This window comes from Carboxylicivirga caseinilyticus (genome assembly GCF_050589785.1).
Classification (GTDB): Bacteria; Bacteroidota; Bacteroidia; order Bacteroidales; family Marinilabiliaceae; genus Carboxylicivirga; species Carboxylicivirga caseinilyticus.
The window spans coordinates 93,980-115,059 of record NZ_JBNGOX010000001.1 but is presented as its reverse complement, the minus strand read 5'-3'; the positions used below and the strand labels follow the sequence as shown (position 1 = coordinate 115,059).

The following is a 21,080-nucleotide window of genomic DNA, read 5'->3' as shown; positions in this document are numbered from 1 at the left end:
CGGGGCTGCCTAGAATCTAATGAACTATAATAATTAAATGGATTATAAAAAAGCTTTGTACAAAGCAGCTGCTCTTTGCTCTCAGCAAGAAAGATGCGTTTCTGAAATCAGAAAAAAACTAGTTAACTGGGAAGTATCTGATGAAGAGACTAACAAAGCCATTCAGTTTTTAATCGAAGAAAAATACATTAACGAACAACGCTTTGCTGAATTCTATGTACGTGATAAATTTCGATTCAACGGTTGGGGAAAAATCAAGATAAAATATCATCTTAAACAAAAAGAAATTGCCAATTCAGATATCGAAAATGCCCTGGCTGAGATAAATTCATCCGACTATTTTTCAAAACTGGCAGAATTATTGCAAGGTAAACTGAAGCAAATCAAAAACAAGGATGTTTGGCAAACCAAAGCTGCACTGGCTCGTTTTGGTCAGTCACGTGGCTTTGAACCACATCTGATATTTCAATGTATTGATGAAATTTTAAATGCCGACAACTAAGAATTCGTTTCTTAATGGCACATTCATTCAATAACTTAAAACTGATTAATTATTTAACCATAACCCTGATAACGACTACATCATTTGATTTGAAAACACTATTTTTGAAACTTCATGATGTAATATCCTGATAACCTTAGACTAAAAAACATCTTATGAAAAAATCAGCTCTACTGTTACTGATAGCTCTGTTCTTCCTTCCAAATCTGATGGAAGCCAAGAAAAAACCTGACTGGGTTAAACAACGTCCGAACGATCCCACTTTTTACATAGGAATTGCCATGATGCCTAAAGAAGGCAGCGAAGTAGAATATAAGCAGGCGGCCCGCAACAACGCCCTCAAACAAATGAGTAGCGAAATTAAAGTAACCGTTTCATCCAATTCGGTATTGAGTAAAATTGAAACCAACTACCGGTTTGTTGAAAATTACGAAAGTAAAGTTGAAACCTCAGTACTCGAAACGCTTGAAGGATATGAAGTAACCACCTGGGAAGACAAAAGTGAATACTGGGTGATGATGAAACTTTCTAAACAGCGATATGCTCAAATTCAGGAGATGAAACTGGATAAGGCAAAAATGCTGGCTAGTACTTTTTTATCAGATGCTAAGAAAGCCTTAGCTGTTAATGATGCTTATTCGGCTCTTAATTATCTGGCCAAGGCAACTACCAGTCTTAAAGATCATCTCGAAAGTGACCTGACATACAAAACAGTTGACGGTACGTACAATGTTGGTACTGAAGTCTTCAGTACTATACAGGATGTATTCCGTCGAATAGAACTGGTTCCGGTTCAATCATCTTATTCTATTCAGTTTTCAAAGCAGCTCGAAGTTCCAATTGGTATAAACGCGTTATTCCATTCTGATAACGGTGAAAAAGTGCCTTTAGCTGGTTTACCGCTGGTTTTTGAGTTCACCAAAGGTGAAGGTTATCTGGCGTCACAAGCCAAAACCAATATAGATGGATATGCAGGGGTTTCTATTACTCGCCTACTATCAAAGCGCAAATCACAAGAGATTACGGCTACTTTTGATTTTAACAGTGTCATGGATAATGAGGATCAAGAAGTTCATAATTTGCTCGAAATATTTTTCCCACCAAAGCAAATGCCATCAACTTTTATTGCCATTGAAGTGCAAAAATCTAAAGCTTATCTGATAACCGAAGAATCGGTATTTGGAGAACTGGACGATCAGGGAGCCTTTTCAAACATGATTAAAACACAACTCAACAACAACTTTTTCACCTTCACAACCAATATGGATGATGCTGATTTTGTAGTGAAAATTAATTCTAAGTTTGTAGCCGGTGAATCAAGAAAGGGTCAGGGTTACGAAGTATTTTTGGTTTTTGCTGAGTTCAATATATCAATCTTCGAAGCTCAGTCTCAGACCGAAATATTTGCCGATCAGCTTTCGGGTATCAGAGGTATGCGTCCCGGAAATTATGAGTATGCTCTAAAAGATTCACGCGTAAAGCTTTTAGATCAGTTTGAAAAGAAAATAGAGCCTCGCCTTGAACAGGTGGATATGTAAAAAATAGATTTTTAGATGATAGACTATAGTTTTCATATGGAATACAATCAGGAAACTTAAACAGATGAATTAGTATTTATCAAACCCATCTGGTGCGGTGGGGAAATATTTCCAGCTTTCATCGGATCAGTTTCCCGATCTTAATACTGTTACTTTATTCCATTAATTATCCCTAATAATGTCATTAAAGCAATAAAACAAGAAACTACACTATAACTTCTATATAATGCAAAAAAAAGCTTTAAAATGGCTTATTTTATTCTTTCTTGTCACTCCAACGATTTGTTCTTTTTCGCAGGTAAAGAAGAATAAGTTGGATGCAAAAAGTTTTTATAACAAACTTATTTCAATCAAAGATCCATTAATTATTGACACACGACCGGGATATAAATTCCAGGAAAACAGAATACAAAATGCTGTTTTGGCCGAGAGTCAGGATGAATTATTGAAACTTATTAAAATAGTACCTAAAGACACTCCTATCTTTGTTTACTGTCAGATTGGTGACCGATCGAAACGTACTGTTAAAGTTTTAAAAGGCAATGGTTTCACAAAAGTGTATGAATTGGAAGATGGTTTGGTAACCTGGATAGAAGCCGGTCTTCCTCTCGATACTATAAAATTTGAATAAACATTGAAAAAATAATTTTTATAACTGAACTTAGGGGTTGTATAATAGTCAATCCCCTTTTTTATGAAAGTCACCAAAAATCAAATCAATTCATTTTTCAATTCTGAATCAATTGCAATTGCCGGCGTTAGTCGAAACGAAAAGAAATTTGGCAGAATGATATTCTCTGAATTAAAGAAAAACGGATATAACGTGATTCCTGTTAATCCTTCCTCTTCCGAAATAGATGGCCAAACATGTTATTCCGATGTAACCAAATTACCAGATCACATCGACAGTCTCTTAATTGCTACACCAAAGGATCAGACAGACGAAATACTTCGCCAGGCCATTAACAAAGGCATTAAAAATATTTGGGTTCAGCAGTTTTCAAATACAGATGATACCCTAAGCATTGCAGAAGAATACGATAAGGAAATCATCCACAAGAAGTGTATATTTATGTTTGCCGAGCCTGTTGCCGGAGTACATAAATTTCATAAAACCATACTGAAAGTATTTGGCAGTCTACCCAAATAAATTGTTCTGAATTTACTCATTGTCCGAAGCAAACCATTCGGCATAGCTATTGGCTGTCTCGTTTAGCTTAAGGCTGTGTAATTGTATATTTTCAGGTAATCTTCGTTTTATCCTGTCAGCAAAATCAAACAACATATTCTCGCATGTTGGCTGATAATCCACCAACTCATGACGATCGCTCATTTGAGGTAAACTTAGCAATTGCGCGGTGGGTGCTTTTTTATTGATAACAATACAATGATCTAAACGATTAATAATTTCTTCATTTACAATACGTTTTAAATCACCAAAATCCATTACCATTCCCAACTTCACATTGTCTTCATCAGCAATAGGTTCGCCTATAACGGTTACTGCCAAAATATATGAATGCCCATGAATGTTCTTACATAATCCATCGTAATTCCACAATGCATGAGCCATTTCAAACCTAAACTCTTTAGTCAATCTTATCTTTCCCATCGTTGTTCCATAAAAAAAGACTGATAAAATCAGCCTTCCATTGTTATTGATTGATCTTTATCAGCTAGCTATTGTACATTTACTTACACAATCAACGATATTTCGTAAACTATTGTGCTTTAAATAGTAAAATGTATTTTTACCTTCTCTCTTACTCGACAAAACACCTTTATCTTTTAAGATTCCAAGATGATGAGAAGTAGTAGATTGTTCGATATTTAAAAGTTTATGTATTTCAGTCACTGTCAACATCTTTCCATCTTCAAGGTGACTAAGAATAGCAATTCGCATAGGATGTGCAATTGCTTTTAACATACCAGCTGCTTTGTCTAATAATTCTGCATCTAAATCTTTAATCTTCATTTTCCAGTGGTTTTCTCAATAATTCAGGTACAAATATATAACTATCTTATTATTTATCTGTTAAAACGGGTGCAAAAATATTTAAATATTTAGATAATATCAATATGTATTCTAATAATTCCAATTAATTAATAAATTTGCCTACTTTGTACTGTTAATCATTTGTTGTTGCAGATTTATTTAGAATCTATTCATGTCAGATACATCCATAATTAGGGAGCCTATTAAAGAGGAAATGAAAAAGTTCGAGCCCTATTTCAGGGAACAGCTTAAAACTAAAATTCCTCTGCTTGATATAATTACCAACTACCTGTTAAGGCGTAAAGGCAAACAAATGCGCCCCATGCTGGTGTTTCTATCAGCCAAATTAAACGGACAAATTTCAGAATCAACCTATGTTGCTGCCACTCTTATTGAATTGTTGCATACTGCCACCCTTATTCATGATGATGTAGTTGATGAAACATATCAACGAAGAGGTATCTTTTCTATTAATGCTTTATGGAAATCTAAAATAGCGGTATTGGTTGGAGATTTTTTCCTTTCAAAAGGTTTAACAACAGCTTTAAATACCGATCAGATCGGCGTATTAAAAGTAGTTTCTGAAGCGGTAAAAGAAATGAGTGAAGGCGAATTACTTCAGATTGAAAAGTCAAGAAAACTGGATATTACCGAAGATGTATATTACGATATTATTCGTAAAAAAACAGCCACTCTTATTGCTGCATGTACCAGATCAGGAGCACTTTCAGTCGATTCATCTGAAGAACAACTTAATGCAATGAAAGATTTTGGTGAGAACCTGGGTATTGCTTTCCAGATAAAAGATGATTTATTCGATTATGAATCTAATGGATTGATTGGTAAACCAACCGGAAACGATATAAAAGAAAAGAAGTTAACCCTGCCTCTTATCTATTCGCTTCAAAAAACAGATTCAAAAACCCGGCGTCAAATTTTAACAAAAATCAGACGTCACCATAAGAAGGAAAGAAAAGTGCAGGAAATAGTTGCCTTTGTAAAAACAAGCGGTGGATTGGAATATACAAAAGAACAAATGTACAAGTATGCTCAAAAGGCTATTGAAGCGCTTTCAATCTATCCGGAAGATAGTACCAAGGAAGCAATGATAAAAATGGTTGATTTCACCATTAAAAGAAAAAAATAAAGCGGGATTAACCCGCTTTAATTCTATTCTATCTAAAAATACTTTACTTCTTCAATTTTACCAGTCTCTAACTTTTGTATTTCAGTTAGTAAGTTATTAGCTAATCTACTGGCACCAATACGGAATAGTCCATTATTAAGCCACTCCTCTCCCAAAATATCCTTAACTAACTGATAATAAATCAATGCATCTTCTGGAGTTGAGATACCTCCGGCCGGCTTAAATCCAATTTTTTTACCGGTTTTTTGGTAATGTTGTTTAATAGCATTAAGCATCACATAGGCAGCTTCATATGTAGCGGCAGGTTGCTGCTTACCTGTTGAAGTTTTAATAAAATCAGCACCACTCTCAATGGATAACATGCTTGCCAGCCATATCTCTTCCATATCTTTCAGTGTACCTGATTCAAGAATAACTTTCAGATGAGCATCTTTCATTACACTTTTTATCTGAAAAATTTCCTCACCGGCAAATTCATAGTTACCTTCCTGAAATTCACCAACAGATAATACAATATCAATTTCGTTAGCTCCAAAATCTACAGCTCTCTCCGTTTCAAGTTTCTTAACATCAGTAAATGTTTGTGATGAAGGAAACCCGGCTGAAACCACAGCAATCTTTACTCCTTCGGCTTTTAAAGCTCCCTTCAAAACAGGAGCAAATACAGGATAAACACACATTGCTGCCACTTGTGGAACATAGTCGAAATGTTTGGGTAAATCATTCACTTTATCTACAAACTCCCTTATACTATCAGCAGAATCTTCAGTATATAATGAAGTTAAATCGATACAACTAAATAATAACTTTAGAACATCCTTATTATCTAATTCTTTTTTACAACTTTCAATTGCTTTAGCAATAACTTCTTTCATTTCTTGTTCCTTAAGCGGACAAGGATATTTATCAGCAAAATCCTGAATCATTTCCATTGTTTTAGTATAATTTTTCGTTGTTTTTATGTCTGTCTTTATCCCGTGAAGTTTTCTTCTCAAGATTTTTAACAAAGGCTTCTGTTAAATTTACACCTGTTTGATTAGCCAGGCAAATAAGTACCCATAGTACATCTGCCATCTCATCGGCTAATTCCAGTTTTTCTTCGTTTTTCTTAAAGGATTGATCACCGAATTTACGAGCCATAACCCTGGCAAGTTCACCAACTTCTTCTGTCAAAATTGCCATATTGGTTAATTCACTAAAATATCTGACACCGAATTCTTTAATCCAATCATCTACTTGTTTCTGAGCATCTGCTATATTCATCTATTCTCTTCTTTTACTGTCAATAATAATGGTAACAGGTCCGTCATTAATCAGTTCGACTTTCATATCAGCACCAAACTCACCTGTTTCTGGTTCTATTCCACTAACTTCATGCAGCTTACTAACAAATCTTTCATATAACGGTATTGAAATTTCCGGAGGTGCAGCACTTATGTATGACGGTCGGTTTCCCTTTTTTGTTTTAGCATGCAGTGTAAACTGACTAATAATTAGTAATTCTCCCTTAACATCCATCACTGATCTGTTCATCACACCTTCATCGTCGGGGAATATACGTAATTGAGCTATTTTTCCTGCTAACCAGCTGATATCTTCATCATTATCTTCACTTTCTATTCCAAGCAAAATCAATAAACCTTTGTTTATAGCAGATTTTACCTTTTGATCTATTGTAACAGACGCTTTACTAACTCTTTGAATAACTACACGCATAAAATATTCTTAATATCCGATCGAAAATTAATACTTATATTTGAATCATAATAATGAAAACAAATCTGTCTTATTTATATTTAACCTATTAATATGAAATTAAATATCTTAGCATCATTTTTACTCTTCTTTAATGTTGTAATTTTTGCACAAATACCGACCGGTTATTACAATAATGCCGATGGTAAATCAGGCTATGAACTAAAAACCGCTTTATACAATATCATTAAAGGTCATACACAACAAAGTTACACGAGTTTATGGACTCATTTTAAAACTACTGATAAAAAATCTAATGGAACCGTATGGGATATGTATTCTGATGTTCCTGGGGGTACTCCAGCATATGTCTACATTTTTGTTGAAGATCAATGCGGTAATTACTCCGGTGAAGGAAGTTGTTATAATCGAGAACACAGTTGGCCTAAAAGCTGGTTTGATGATGGATATCCGATGTATACAGATCTTTTTCACCTTTATCCAACGGATGGATATACTAATGGTAAACGAGGTAATTATCCTTTTGGAGAAGTGGATTCTCCAACATGGACTTCTACTAATGGTAGCAAACTTGGAAATAACAGTACAGATGGTTATTCATCGTTAGTATTTGAACCAATAGATGAATACAAAGGTGATTTTGCTAGAAGCTATTTTTACATGGCCACCCGATATGAAAATGTAATTAGTTCCTGGGTAAATAATACTGGAGCTTCACAAATTCTTGATGGATCTAATGAAAAGGTATTTAAAGATTGGCAGTTACAACTATTATTTAAATGGCATAACAATGATCCTGTGAGTGATAAAGAGATAAACAGAAACAATGATGTTTATGGTATTCAGAATAACAGAAATCCATTTATTGATCATCCAGAATACGTTGCTTTAATTTGGACTACAGAAACATCTGTTAAGAATAATTCACTCGAAGATTTTAATTTATATCCTAATCCTTCCAATGGAATTATTACGATAACAGGTAACTTCAATGATTCTGAAAATATCCTAAGTTTCTACAATAATCTTGGACAATTGGTTTATCGCATAAATAAACCCAATTTCACACAATCTCAAGTTAATATTAGTCATTTATCAAAGGGAGTTTATTATTTAAAAATTAAGGCTAAAAACAAACAATTCACCACTAAAAAAGTTATTCTTCATTAAACAGATAAAATGAGAGGAATACTAAGCAATACAAACGATCCGGCCTTTAATCTGGCAACCGAAGAATTTCTATTAAGAAAAACAGAGGATGATGTTTTCTTTCTATATGTGAATCAACCTTCTATAATAGTTGGTAAACATCAAAATGCACTGGCTGAAATCAATTTCGACTATACTCATTCAAAAAACATTCCTGTGTACCGTCGCCTTTCTGGCGGCGGTACTGTTTATCACGATCTGCAAAATCTGAATTTCTGTTTTATCAAAAGTGGAGAGAAAAATAAACTGGTCAACTTTGCTTTATACTCAAAACCCATACTCGAAGCTCTTACTGAACTAGGCATTCAGGCTAATTTCGGTAAAAGACATGATATTCAAATAGATAATAAAAAGATTTCGGGTAATGCCTCCCATGTATTTAAAAGCAGGGTCATGCATCATGGAACATTATTATTTAACTCAGAACTGGATATTTTAAATAATGCCCTTAGAACAAATCCATTGCATTATAAAGACAAGGCTGTAAAATCAGTCAGAAGTGAAGTCACCAATATTTCAGAATATGTTAATGACATTATTTTTCAAGATTTTATATCCTTCTTATTTAATTATTTATTGAACTATTTTTCAGACAGCGAAAGCAGTGAACTTTTACCGGATGAAATAAAATCTATTGAAGAACTGGTTAAGGATAAATATACAACCGACGAGTGGAATTTTGGATACAGTCCAAATTATGAAATGAAAAAACGAATCAAATTAGCCGACGGAAGCAGATTGAGTAATTCAATGAAGGTTTCAAAAGGTAAAATTGTGAATTGTGTTATCAAAACAAATAATAAAGATAATGAACTTCTATTTTCTGAATTATCAGAAAATTTAAATGGTACCATTCATTTAAAAAATGATATTAATATATTTTTTGATAATTATATTAAAAATCGATCTTTAAATATCTCCAAAGATGAGTGGTTGCAACTATTCTTCTAAAAATTACTTAAATATAAATTTAATCTTATAATATTGATTTATTGTAATTTACGGATTTTTATCTGAATGATACCATGAATATACTTTACTAGCTTTATCCTTCCCTAATACCTCTTCTAAATTTTCAATTGTAGTTTCTTTAATTATGTTTAACGACTTAAATTTTGTCATTAACTGCTCAATTGTTTTTTGTCCAATACCAGGGATATTTTCCAAATCTGATTTTATAAAATTAATTGATCTTTTCTGACGATGAAATGTAATTCCAAAGCGATGTGCTTCGTTACGTAAATACTGAATAATTTTTAAGGTCTCTGAATTCTTATCAAGATATAATGGTATAGGATCACCCGGATAAAATATCTCTTCCAAACGCTTTGCTATACCAATAACTGCAATCTTACCAATCAAATCTAATTGTGACAATACCTTTACAGCCGCACCTAATTGCCCCTTTCCTCCATCAATAACTATCAATTGAGGTAATGAAAGATCTTCATCTAATAACCTCTTATACCTTCTGTAAATAACTTCCTCCATTGAGGCAAAATCATTTGGACCTTCTACTGTTTTTATATTAAAGTGGCGATAATCTTTTTTACTGGGTTTTGCATTTTTAAATACAACACATGCAGCAACAGGATTGGTTCCTTGTATATTTGAATTATCGAAACATTCAATATGACGAGGTGGTTCCTTAAGTCTCAAATCAGTTTGCATCACTTTAACTATCCGTTCTTCTCTCGGTTCCTTTTTGACTATAGATTGTTGCTTTAACTTATCTAAACGGTAATATTTAACATTACGCTCAGATAAATCCAATAACTTTTTTTTATCTCCTATTTTAGGAACCAAAAATAAAGAGTTCTTTAATTCAATTTCTGGTATAAATGGAACAAGAATTTCACGAGATAAAATGGTCAATCTGGATTGCATTTCCGAAATAGCAGATACTAATATTTCCTGTAAATTTTCATCCAATCTCTTTTTGAACTCTATGGTGTGAGATTGTATAACAGATCCATTAGCCACTCTCATAAAGTTAGCATACCCTGATTTCTCATCCTCGATAACAGAAAAAACATCAAGGTTTGTAAGTTTAGGGTTTACAATTGTTGATTTACTTTGATGTGATTCTAAAATTTGAATCTTCTGCTTTACTTCCTCTGCATTTTCAAATTCTAGTTTTGATGCATAATCCATCATTTTATCTTTCATGAATTTGATTACAGAAACAACATTACCTTTTAATATATCCTTTATTGCAGTAATATGGTCGTTATATAAATCTTCAGAATATTCATTTATACATGGTGCTTTACAATTACCGATATGATATTCGAGACAAACCTTAAACTTACCCTGATTAATATTATCCTCCGACAAAACATGTTTACAGGTTCGTAATGGGTAGAGCTGTTTAAAAAGATCTAATAAAGCACGTACAATTCCAACTGAAGTATAGGGTCCGAAATAGATACTACCATCCCGAATAAAATTACGGGTCTGAAAAACGCGTGGAAATCGTTCATTTTTTACAACTATCCAGGGAAAAGATTTATCATCTTTTAAAAGTATATTATAACGAGGCTGATATTTCTTAATTAAATTGTTTTCTAATAGTAAAGCATCTTCTTCAGAATCGACAACGATGTGTTTAATTTCGGTAATTTTTTTTACCAGCACCTTGGTTTTTCCATAATCATGCTGTTTCGTAAAATAGGAAGAAACGCGTTTTTTGAGATCCTTAGCCTTACCTATATAAATAATTTTACCGTCTTCATTAAAGTATTGATATACTCCAGGCAAAGACGGTAATGACTTTATTTTAGTATGTAAATAGTCTAATCGCTGCTGTTCTTTATTCATTTAAACAAATAACTGGGTAAACGAAAACGTAGAAACATCAAATAAACCTCTGTCTCCTAGTTTTAATTTAGGAATCACAAGAAGCGACATAAATGCCATAGTCATAAAGGGAGCTTTTAATAATACACCAGAATCAAATACAAATTGATTTAATTCTGTATATATTTTAGCTACTTCTTCTCCTTCTATATCCGACATCAACCCGGCAACCGGAAGAGCTAAACTTTTTAATTGATCTTCTGTACAAGCAACCAATCCGCCCTTCATATCAATTAGCGAATTAATAGCTTTAACTAATGATTGATCATCACATCCAATAGCAACGATATTATGACTATCGTGAGCAACAGAACTTGCAAGAGCTCCCTTTTTAAGTCCAAATCCTTTAATAAACCCTATTGCAGGTTTTGAAGGTTGATATCTGTTTAATACAACTACTTTAAGAATATCGTTTGTCAGATCAGTTTTTACAATCTTATCCTTTTGATTAGTTATATCCCATAAAAATTCTTTGGTTAGTAACTCACCATCCTCAGCTTCTATAACTCTTATTTTTGAAGCATCATTTGGTATTGTAACACACAAATCATCTTCAGAGATATAATTACATTCAAATTTATTAACCTTTAATATAGGTTTCAACTCAAAAAGTGATTTACTATTTTCTGCAACCTTAACTCCGTCAATATATGTTTCTAAAACAGTAAAATCACTCAAATTATCAACAATAATAAAATCTGCCGGATCACCTTCACGTAGCAATCCAACCGGAAGTTTATAATGTAATACAGGATTTAAAACTGCCGCCTTATATATTTCAAAAATGGAATATCCTTTATTTAATGCTAAACGAACCAGGCGATCTATATGTCCTGAATTCATTATTAAATCTGGATGACTATCATCTGTGCATAACATTACATTATTAGGATAGGAACGAATCAAAGTATGTAGTGAATCAAAATTTCGGGCAGCACTACCTTCCCTGATTTGAATCATCATACCCAACTTTATTTTATCAATCGCTTCTTGTAGCGTCGAACATTCATGATCTGTTGAAATTCCAGCTGATGCATATTTAATTAAGTCATCACCTATCAAACCCGGAGCATGACCATCGATTGGTTTATTGTATTTTTTAGCCAGATCTAGTTTTGCCTTTACTTTAGGATCATCATAAATTACCCCTGGAAAATTCATCATTTCAGCCAAAAAAGAGGCCCCTTTTAAAAACAGATATTCAATATCCTCTGCTTCAATCCGACCTCCAGATGATTCAAAATCTGTTGCCGGAACACATGATGGAACACCAAAAAAACACTTTAAAGGAGTCGTTGCCGCGTCCTCTATCATATATTCTACCCCTTCTCTTCCTAAAACATTTGCAATTTCATGCGGATCTGAAACAACTGCAACTGTTCCACGTGGAACGATCATTTTAGAAAAACGACTCGGTATGGTCATAGAACTTTCTATATGAACATGAGAATCTATTAATCCAGGTAATATATAATTTGAAAATTTTTCAACAGAATGATTGATGGAGTTAATAATACCATTAGCGAAAGTAATTTCAACTGGATAAATTTTATTAAAATGTATATCAACTAAATTACCTTTTATAATCATAAATAAAGGTTTTTTGTTCCACGTGAAACATTATCTACCTAATAAAACTAATAAAACATTAATATCACTAGGAGAAACGCCAGAAATACGACTAGCTTGTCCAATCGTCTCTGGATCGATTTTTGTTAATTTCTGTCTACCTTCAGTAGAGATAGTGTGGATGGATTCGTAATTAAATTTACCTCTAATTTTTAAATTTTCTAAACGCGTAAATTTATCAGCTAATAATTTTTCACGTTTAATGTAACCAGAGTACTTTAATGATATCTCGACTGATTCTAATATTTCTTCTAACCTATCTTTAGGTATACAAGATGCTTTATCTTGTAATGGTTTAATAAAACTATATAAATCAAAAATATTAATTTGGGGGCGCATTAAAATATCAACAAGCTTTACACCTTGTTTTAAAGGAGTAGTACCTTTTGTAACAAGCCAATCATTAATTTTATCTTTCTTTACACTAAATGTATTTATAAATTCAATTAAGTCGTCTTTTAAAGAAATTTTTTCATTTAAATAGTCTAACCGATCTTTTTTAGCAAGACCAAAATTATAGCTTTTCTGAGTTAAGCGGAAATCAGCATCATCTTGTCTTAACAGTATTCTAAACTCTGCTCTTGATGTAAACATACGATAAGGTTCATCTACCCCTTTTGTAACTAAATCATCTATTAGTACACCAATATAAGCTTCATCCCTTGACAAAACTATATCATCTAGATTGTTGATTTTTTGATGCGCATTAATTCCAGCCATCAAGCCTTGCGCGGCAGCTTCCTCATATCCTGTGGTCCCATTAATTTGACCAGCGAAAAATAAATTAGATATAGCTTTAACCTCTAATGTATGCTTTAACTGTGTAGGATCGAAATAATCATATTCTATAGCATAACCAGGTCTGAATATTTTAGCTTCCTCTAAACCAGGTATTAATTTTAAAGCATCAACCTGAACTTGTAAAGGCAAAGAACTACTAAAACCATTAAGGTAATATTCAACGGTATCTTCACCTTCAGGTTCCAGAAATAACTGATGCCTTTCCTTTTCAGCAAAAGTCACAATCTTAGTTTCAATACTAGGGCAATAACGAGGTCCAATACTTTGAATAGTTCCATTATACATTGGAGATTCTTCAAGACCTTCTTCTAATTTAGAATGAACATCCATATTAGTATAAGTTACATAACAACTTCTTTGTTTAAGTAACTTGTTAGATCCAGGCATGAAACTAAACTTATAAAAAGAATCTTCGCCAGCTTGTTCTTCTAATTTACTAAAATTAATACTACGTTCATCAATACGAACAGGTGTACCTGTTTTCATACGGCCTACTTTAAGACCATGAGAAAATAAGGTTTCTGACAGTCCTTTTGAGCTAGGTTCAGAAATCCTACCTCCCTCTAACTGCACTGATCCTATGTGCATTAGCCCATTTAAGAAAGTACCAGTAGTTAAGATTACTGCCGTTGATTCAAACGTTACATTATTTTTTGTTCTAACGCCCTTAATTATGTTATCCTGAATTATAAAATCAGTAACTGTATCCTGCCAGAAAAAAACATTAGGAATAGCCTCAAGTTGTTTTCTCCATTCAGAAGAAAAAACCATCCTATCACATTGCGCTCTTGGACTCCACATCGCAGGACCCTTTGATCGATTAAGCATGCGAAACTGAATAGAACTTTTATCAGTAATAATTCCCATGTAACCACCAAGCGCATCAATCTCTCTCACGATTTGTCCTTTTGCAATACCACCAACTGCAGGATTACATGACATTTGAGCAAATCTTGACATGTCCATGGTAATCATGAGCACCTTACTACCCATATTGGCCGCTGCAGCAGCTGCTTCACAACCAGCATGACCACCACCGACAACAATTATATCGTATTTGAATTCCATTAAAAAGTAATTTTAACTGCAAGATAAACAGCAAAATTACTTAAAAGTTGTGTATAAGTTGAGTGCTTGATCTTCTAATTCACGCATTTTAACTTCTTCCTCTTTAGTTTTATCCTTAAAACCACATAGGTGTAAAATACCATGAATAACTACTCTTAATAATTCAGTATTATAGCTAATATTAAGAAGATCTGCATTAGATTTAACCGTATCTAGACTAATAATTAAATCACCTGATATAACATTGTTTAAGGAATAATCAAATGTAATTATATCAGTATAATAATCGTGATTTAGATATTGTCTATTGGTTTGAAGTATATATTCATCTGTACAGAAGAAATAATTAATTTCTCCTAATTGAAATCCGTGAGACTTAGTCACACTTTCGATCCATAATCTAACAACATCAGTAATTACCTCCGGAACATAACCATTTTCCGATTGAAAATGAACCATTTATACGATATTAAACTGCATTTTTACAGTACTACCATTATTTTCAAATTCAATTTCATCAGCTAAATGATGCATTAAGAAAATTCCTCTTCCATGAGTTTTTTCCAGGTTCTCAGGTTTAGTTGGATCGGGAACGTTGGTATAATCAAATCCAGATCCTTCATCAATAATGATGAATTCTACTTTATCTTCCTGAATACTATATTCTACAGTAACATTCTTAGACTTATCTAATTTATTACCGTGTACAATAGCATTGTTAACACCTTCAACAACTCCTAAAAGAAGCTTTCCATATATATCATTATGAAGATCATAATGGTTTGAAAGATCATCAATTAGTTTTTCAACTAAATTAATGTTTTTTGTTTCAGAGTTAAAGACTAATTTATCCACAGTTAGTTCCATTAATATCTCATTATACCGATTAGAATTGGTAAAAATATCTATAGTTCAAGTCTACATCATCCTTTTATACTACAAAATAAACAAAGTGTTCCATTTTTTTTACAAAATATTAAGAAATTAATTTATTAGCCATTTTTCGGGATTTAATTTTACATTTTGTTCCCATATTTCAAAATGTAAAACATTAGAATTTTCGCCCTCTCCATCATATATTTCACCGATTAATGAACCTTTAATTACCTTATCACCTTTCTTCAGCAGAACAGACTTTAAATTAGCATATACTGTCAAATATTTTCCATGACGAATAATTACAGTCTTATTATATCCAGGAATAGTAACTATTCTTGAAACTACACCATCGAAAACAACCTTACATTTATTATCATTTTGACATTGGATATCGACACCATTGTTATTTACTTTTACATACTTTAAAACAGGATGTTGATGTTCGCCAAACTTAGATATAATAATACCTGAATTTACAGGCCATTTCAATTTTCCAATAGCTTTATTGAAATCAGAGGCTGTAAATGATTCTTTACTAGATTCCTCAATTAGTTTTAATATTGCTTGTTCCAACTTCTCAAGTGACTCCTGATTTTTCTTTATTTGAGCTTTTAATTGTCTTTCTTTCCTTTTTAAAGAATCGATTGACTGATCAAGATTCTTTCGACTTTTTAATAATTCCTCTTTCTCGTTTAAAACTGACTGTAAAGTGGTATTTTGAACCTTAAGTTTTACTTCTAATAATGACTTTTTTTCTTCTAATTCAGAAGTTCTGGTTTGAATAAGAATCCCCTGATTTTTTCTGAACTTATTATATTCTTTAAATAAAATAAATCGACGATAAGCTGCATTAAAACTTTCTGCTCCAAGGAAAAAAGCAACTTCATTATAAATTTTTCTATTTTCAAAACTCTTTTGAATCAAACGCGCATAATCAGCTTTAATTTGTTCAAGCTCCGAAACAGACTTTTCAATATCTATTCTAAGTCTATGAATATCGTCGTTTATCAAGCTAATCTCTTTATTATAAACATTAATAAGTTCTTCTCTTGAAGTAATCTGAGCATTTATAAGTTTAATATTTGTTATGGCTTTATTTTTTTGATTGCCATATAAAACAAGCATTTTTGACGATTTTTTTAACTCTTCTTCTAACCGTTTCTTTTCTGATTGTAAATCATCTATATTTTGACTAAAAACAGCCAAATTAAACAATAGAAAGGATAGAATAAAAGAATATCTTAAATGCATTGTTATAAAGTCTTTTTAGAATATTTATCAGATATTTTAAAACCCAATGAGTTAGTACTATCAAATTCAATATCATCAAATTTTAATTCAATTATAAATTTATTTAAACCACGTATCCCGGAAACTTTCATTTTACCAGGAAATAACCCATTCCTTACTTCAAAAAAATCATCATAAGAGATATCTACAACACCATTTGAATTAAAATCTTTTATATAAGTCCTATTAACCTTAAAAACTTCAGGCAATATATAAAATTCATGTAAAACTAGTTCTTTCTTAACACCTTTACGCTCAATTCTTTGAGCCCTGCCTTGTTTTAATGATTGAAAAACATAAAGATCATCAGAAACATCATGTTTATATTTCTTAAGAGCATCAATTTCATCAATATCAGGTGGATAAACAAAAAGTTCATTAGTAAGTATACTATGGATAGTTTTAAAATCTAATTCAAGCATAAACTTTTCCCATAAATACTCATAGCTACCCTTTAAATAATCCCTTTTAGTTCTATCCAGTATTTCAACATTATTATTACTTAGTCTTACTCTTAAAAGTTCAATACCAATTAAAGGGTTAATGGATATAACTACAGAACTATCTCTATTAAGATATATATTACCTTTGAATGATTTATTTTCACCATTAATCTCTATACCAGCCTTGAATTTTTTGAAAAATATAGTATTATACTCTAAATAATTATCGCTAATACTCTTTATCAATCTTAAATCAGTAATATTTTTTAACTCTCCATGACGATCATAGATTGTGCGGGTACTTTTACATGAAACCAGTACTAAAAATATTACATATAATACAAACCTATTTTTCACTCTTTAATAAATGACTTGGTTTCAATTTTCTTTTTTAACAACTCACTTTTATTACCCATTGATTCAGATAATTTCCATTGCTTAACGGCATTTTCAATATCACCATTTTTAAACAGAATATCACCGTAATGTTCTACAATAACATCACTTTGATTACCACCGTTATCTAGGGCTCTTTCAATTATATACTTGGCTTCGAAATATCTTTCTCTTTTAAACAAAACCCAGGCATATGTATCAAGATAAGTAGCATTGCTAGGTTCCAAATCAATACATTTGCTACTCATTTTTTCAGCCTTTTCAAGATTCTTATTTTCAAGAGTCAAGTAATAGCTATAATTATTTAATACAACAATATTAAATTCGTCAATTTTCAAAGATTCTTCATAAACAGCAAAAGCTTTATCAGCCTGGTCCAATGAATAATATACATCACCCATAGTTGCAAGATACTGTGCTTTTAATGCTTTATTCTCTCCTACATACAAATAACCTTTCTCTAATAATTCCAGAGCTTTCTCATTACTGTCAGTTTGCATAGCTGCAGAAGCTGCAATTAAATAGAAAAAAGAATTTTGAGGAAAATAAGAAATTGCAGTATTTGATTTATCGAATACAAGATTATAGTCTTCCTTATTTAATAAAAGCAATATATACTCTTGCCATATTAACTCATTCTTAGCCTGAATACCCAATGCTTGCTCATATGATTCCAATGCCTTATCATCCTTATTTATAGCTTTATAATAATTACCCAAGTAGATATAGGCGTTAGATTCAAAAGGGTGTGTATCTATTAAAACTTTGAAAAAATCTTCAAGGTAATCATGCTCTGAAATTGTGCCATTTCCTTCCATTAAAAGAGGCATAATACGCTGGAATTTTACATCAAAAGGGGTTGATTTTTGACTTAGACCTTTAATATAAAAATCTTTAAAAGCTATTGAATCATTTTGTGATTTTGCAATATTACCGAGACTAAAATAAGCTAATGCGTTTTCAGGATCTTTTTCTAAAACAATACTAAAAGCCCTTTTAGCATTTTCAATATCATTAAGATAAAGATAATAATCAGCCAAATAACCATAATATCGTGGTTCATCAGGATAACGTTTTATCAATTTTTGAACTTCAGCTAATGCACTTTTATTTTCACCTTGCTGTAAATAAACCTGTTCCTTTTCAAGTATCAGAATTTCATTAAGTCCAATGCGTTTCTCTAATTGATCATATGCTTTTATTGCTTTATCAAATTGACTATTATTAGCATACATTTGCGCTAAACCATACAAATATTCATCATTATCAGAATCCTTAGCAACAAGTTTTTCATATATTGATATAGCTTTATCACCTTCTTTATTTTGTTGATACAACTCCGCCAATAACAAACTATACCAAATATTTTCAGGCTCTATAACTACGGCTCTTTCCAATAATACTTGAGCTTTATTAACTTCATTTCCCGCGACGAGAATATTTGCTAATTCATACATAGAAGCACTGCTAGTAGGATCTATTTTCAAACATTCGGTAAGATACATAGCAGCCTTTTGTAGGTTACCTTTCATTTTTTCGCGACCTGCCTCATAGAAAAAATAATCAAATTTTCTTTGATCAGATTCATCAAGAACAACTTTGTCTATACTGGTTGCATCAACACCTTGATTAGCGACATTTTTAGTAGTTTTACAAGAGGTAACAACTAGTAAAATTGATAATATTATTAAATTAAATTTTTTCATAAGATTAATTTGTTCCTGTATGACCAAAGCCACCAGCTCCTCTAACACTATCTTCTAATATTTCAACTTCTTTAAGAGTTACTTTAGTATATTCAGTAATAATCATTTGACAGATTCTTTCACCATCGTTTATAGTAAATTCTGTATCAGAAAGATTAACAAGAATAACTTTTACCTCTCCACGATAATCTGCATCAATAGTACCAGGACTATTAAGAACGGTCAAACCATGTTTAGCTGCCAACCCACTTCTTGGTCTAATTTGCGCTTCATGACCCTCGGGTAATTCAATATAAAGACCTGTCGGAATTAATGCACGTTGTAATGGTTTTAACACAACAGGACTATCTAAATTTGCACGTAAATCCATTCCCGACGAATGTTCAGTGCTATATTGAGGAAGTTGATGTTTTCCTTTATTTACTATTTTAACAATACTCATCTTAATATTTTTTTAAAATTCTTGAGTTCAAGTAATAGAATAGTTCCTATATAACTAACAAATATAAACCCTTTAATAACCAATAAAAATATATTATTATTAAGAGTTATTAGTGAAGCCAGATAAACAATAACTATACCAGATAAAATATACAGTACTATTGTTTTTACAGGGTAATTAATTGGATAAAACTTTTGTCCGTAGAAATAAGACAAGATCATCATTAAAAAGAAACAAATAAATGAACTTATTGCAGCACCTAAATAACCAAATTTAGGCACTAAAACAATATTCAGAATAATAACCGTAAAAGCACCAAATCCGCTAATATAAGCACCATATTTTGTTTTATCTGTTAACTTATACCATAAGGACAAAGAATAATAAATTCCGAAGAATAACTGCCCTAAAAGTACAAATGGAATGATAATATTACCTTCATAATATTCGGGCAGAAGAAAAAGATTTACCACATCCAGAAAAAGTAGCACTCCTACGTAAATAATAATTCCAAATATTACAAAGTACTTAAGTATTCTGGCATATAAATCTTTAGATGTATTTTGTTTTCCTTCTTTAAAAAAGAATGGTTCGAAAGCTAATCTATAGGATTGAATGAACAACATCATTAAAACTCCAATTTTATAATTTGCAGAATAAATACCCAATGCCTTCATAGCGTTCTCAGGCACTAATTGAAGCATCAATATTTTATCAGCATTTTGAATCAGCATTCCAAAAAGACCCACAATCATTATAGGAGTTGAATATTTTAATATCGGTTGTAAGCTATGAAAAACCAATTTCCCTGAATTTGTAAAAATCAAAGGAATAAAATAGACACCGATTAACCCAGAACTTAAAATATTAGCAATAAATACGTATTTAAGCCTGTTATTTGGATCAAATAGAATATCAGCCCATCTAACATCATTATTGGCTAAATAAGGTAAAATAACAAGGAAAAATACATTCAATATGATATTAAGGAGGACCTGAATCAACCTTAAACTTGCATATTTAAGTTTTAAATTACGGTATCGTAAATCGGCAAAAGGTAAACTTACAATAGCATCTATCGAAACAATTATCGCACCATACTTAAAAATAGAACCGATAAGAAACTCATTACCAATTAAATTAGTAATAGGGTCAATTAAAACAAAAACCACTAAAACAAATAATATAGAAATGCCCGATATAAATGTTGTTAACGACTTTAGTAAATCATCTTTATTATCTTCTGATACAAAACGAAAATATCCTGTTTCTAATCCAAAAGTTAGTAAAACCAGAACTACAGCAATATAACTATAGATATTGGTAACACCTCCAAACAACTCAGGGTCAAGAGTACGGATATAAAACGGCATTAAAAGCCAGGCCAATAAACGACTTATAATTGTACTGGCACCATAAATGATAGTTTCACCTGCCAGACTCTTTAATTTACTCACTA

General features: G+C 31.9%; 22 protein-coding genes. 7 read left to right on the top strand and 15 right to left on the bottom strand.

Features of this window, described 5'->3' with window-relative positions:
* Positions 1–37 precede the first annotated feature (37 nt).
* From ACRD62_RS00485 to ACRD62_RS00470, 4 genes are all read left to right on the top strand, one after another.
* Positions 38–502, top strand: coding sequence for a regulatory protein RecX (locus tag ACRD62_RS00485; RefSeq protein WP_430818157.1), 465 nt, complete (start codon positions 38–40; stop codon positions 500–502).
* A 155-nt stretch (positions 503–657) separates the two neighbouring features.
* Positions 658–2,040, top strand: a complete 1,383-nt coding sequence (locus ACRD62_RS00480) for an LPP20 family lipoprotein (RefSeq protein WP_430818156.1) — start codon at positions 658–660, stop codon at positions 2,038–2,040.
* A gap of 226 nt (positions 2,041–2,266) precedes the next feature.
* A complete protein-coding gene (locus ACRD62_RS00475) occupies positions 2,267–2,671 on the top strand; it encodes a rhodanese-like domain-containing protein (protein WP_430818155.1) in 405 nt (134 codons plus the stop codon).
* A 63-nt stretch (positions 2,672–2,734) separates the two neighbouring features.
* On the top strand, positions 2,735–3,190 hold the full coding sequence (locus ACRD62_RS00470; protein ID WP_430818154.1) for a CoA-binding protein: 456 nt from the start codon (positions 2,735–2,737) through the stop codon (positions 3,188–3,190).
* A gap of 12 nt (positions 3,191–3,202) precedes the next feature.
* Here ACRD62_RS00470 and ACRD62_RS00465 read toward each other — a convergent pair whose 3' ends face one another.
* Positions 3,203–3,652 carry a 6-pyruvoyl trahydropterin synthase family protein gene (locus tag ACRD62_RS00465; protein WP_430818153.1) on the bottom strand — a complete coding sequence of 150 codons (450 nt, stop codon included), beginning with the start codon at positions 3,650–3,652 and terminating at the stop codon, positions 3,203–3,205.
* A 60-nt stretch (positions 3,653–3,712) separates the two neighbouring features.
* A complete protein-coding gene (locus tag ACRD62_RS00460; protein WP_321406698.1) occupies positions 3,713–4,015 on the bottom strand; it encodes an ArsR/SmtB family transcription factor in 303 nt (100 codons plus the stop codon).
* Between the two features lie 235 nt (positions 4,016–4,250).
* On the opposite strand from ACRD62_RS00460, the gene ACRD62_RS00455 reads away from it, so the two are divergent.
* Complete coding sequence (locus ACRD62_RS00455) at positions 4,251–5,183, top strand: polyprenyl synthetase family protein (RefSeq protein ID WP_430818152.1); 933 nt, start codon at positions 4,251–4,253, stop codon at positions 5,181–5,183.
* A gap of 32 nt (positions 5,184–5,215) precedes the next feature.
* On the opposite strand, the gene deoC is transcribed toward ACRD62_RS00455, so the two are convergent.
* Genes deoC through dtd form a run of 3 tightly spaced genes read right to left on the bottom strand, consistent with a single transcriptional unit; the run spans position 5,216 to position 6,899 of the window.
* Entirely contained in the window at positions 5,216–6,109 is an 894-nt protein-coding gene (gene deoC, locus ACRD62_RS00450; protein ID WP_430818151.1) for a deoxyribose-phosphate aldolase, read from the bottom strand.
* Positions 6,110–6,119: 10 nt separating this feature from the next.
* Positions 6,120–6,446 (bottom strand): nucleotide pyrophosphohydrolase, encoded by a 327-nt coding sequence (locus ACRD62_RS00445; protein ID WP_430818150.1) that lies wholly within the window; start codon positions 6,444–6,446, stop codon positions 6,120–6,122.
* Positions 6,447–6,899, bottom strand: a complete 453-nt coding sequence (dtd, locus tag ACRD62_RS00440; RefSeq protein ID WP_430818149.1) for a D-aminoacyl-tRNA deacylase — start codon at positions 6,897–6,899, stop codon at positions 6,447–6,449.
* 93 nt (positions 6,900–6,992) lie between these two features.
* Between dtd and ACRD62_RS00435 the strand changes: the two genes are divergently transcribed.
* On the top strand, positions 6,993–8,069 hold the full coding sequence (locus tag ACRD62_RS00435; RefSeq protein WP_430818148.1) for an endonuclease: 1,077 nt from the start codon (positions 6,993–6,995) through the stop codon (positions 8,067–8,069).
* 9 nt (positions 8,070–8,078) lie between these two features.
* The gene (lplA, locus tag ACRD62_RS00430; protein WP_430818147.1) at positions 8,079–9,059 is read left to right on the top strand and encodes a lipoate--protein ligase; all 981 of its coding nucleotides are present in this window, start codon (positions 8,079–8,081) and stop codon (positions 9,057–9,059) included.
* 48 nt (positions 9,060–9,107) lie between these two features.
* On the opposite strand, the gene uvrC is transcribed toward lplA, so the two are convergent.
* From uvrC to ACRD62_RS00380, 10 genes are all read right to left on the bottom strand, one after another.
* On the bottom strand, positions 9,108–10,928 hold the full coding sequence (gene uvrC, locus ACRD62_RS00425) for an excinuclease ABC subunit UvrC (protein WP_430818146.1): 1,821 nt from the start codon (positions 10,926–10,928) through the stop codon (positions 9,108–9,110).
* Entirely contained in the window at positions 10,929–12,557 is a 1,629-nt protein-coding gene (gene ade, locus ACRD62_RS00420) for an adenine deaminase (RefSeq protein WP_430818145.1), read from the bottom strand. It lies immediately after the preceding gene.
* Between the two features lie 30 nt (positions 12,558–12,587).
* Positions 12,588–14,465, bottom strand: a complete 1,878-nt coding sequence (mnmG, locus tag ACRD62_RS00415; RefSeq protein WP_430818144.1) for a tRNA uridine-5-carboxymethylaminomethyl(34) synthesis enzyme MnmG — start codon at positions 14,463–14,465, stop codon at positions 12,588–12,590.
* Between the two features lie 36 nt (positions 14,466–14,501).
* Positions 14,502–14,924, bottom strand: coding sequence for an rRNA maturation RNase YbeY (ybeY, locus tag ACRD62_RS00410; protein ID WP_430818143.1), 423 nt, complete (start codon positions 14,922–14,924; stop codon positions 14,502–14,504).
* Positions 14,925–15,332: an ATP-binding protein gene (locus ACRD62_RS00405; protein ID WP_430818142.1), complete on the bottom strand. Its 408-nt coding sequence runs from the start codon at positions 15,330–15,332 to the stop codon at positions 14,925–14,927.
* A 117-nt stretch (positions 15,333–15,449) separates the two neighbouring features.
* Complete coding sequence (locus ACRD62_RS00400) at positions 15,450–16,595, bottom strand: murein hydrolase activator EnvC family protein (protein WP_430818141.1); 1,146 nt, start codon at positions 16,593–16,595, stop codon at positions 15,450–15,452.
* A 2-nt stretch (positions 16,596–16,597) separates the two neighbouring features.
* On the bottom strand, positions 16,598–17,434 hold the full coding sequence (gene lolB1, locus ACRD62_RS00395; RefSeq protein ID WP_430818140.1) for a lipoprotein insertase outer membrane protein LolB1: 837 nt from the start codon (positions 17,432–17,434) through the stop codon (positions 16,598–16,600).
* Complete coding sequence (locus ACRD62_RS00390) at positions 17,431–19,179, bottom strand: tetratricopeptide repeat protein (RefSeq protein WP_430818139.1); 1,749 nt, start codon at positions 19,177–19,179, stop codon at positions 17,431–17,433. The genes lolB1 and ACRD62_RS00390 overlap by 4 nt, the downstream gene beginning before the upstream one ends.
* Positions 19,180–19,183: 4 nt before the next feature.
* Positions 19,184–19,621 (bottom strand): dUTP diphosphatase, encoded by a 438-nt coding sequence (dut, locus tag ACRD62_RS00385; protein ID WP_430818138.1) that lies wholly within the window; start codon positions 19,619–19,621, stop codon positions 19,184–19,186.
* Entirely contained in the window at positions 19,618–21,078 is a 1,461-nt protein-coding gene (locus tag ACRD62_RS00380; RefSeq protein WP_430818137.1) for a lipopolysaccharide biosynthesis protein, read from the bottom strand. The genes dut and ACRD62_RS00380 overlap by 4 nt, the downstream gene beginning before the upstream one ends.
* Positions 21,079–21,080 lie beyond the last annotated feature (2 nt).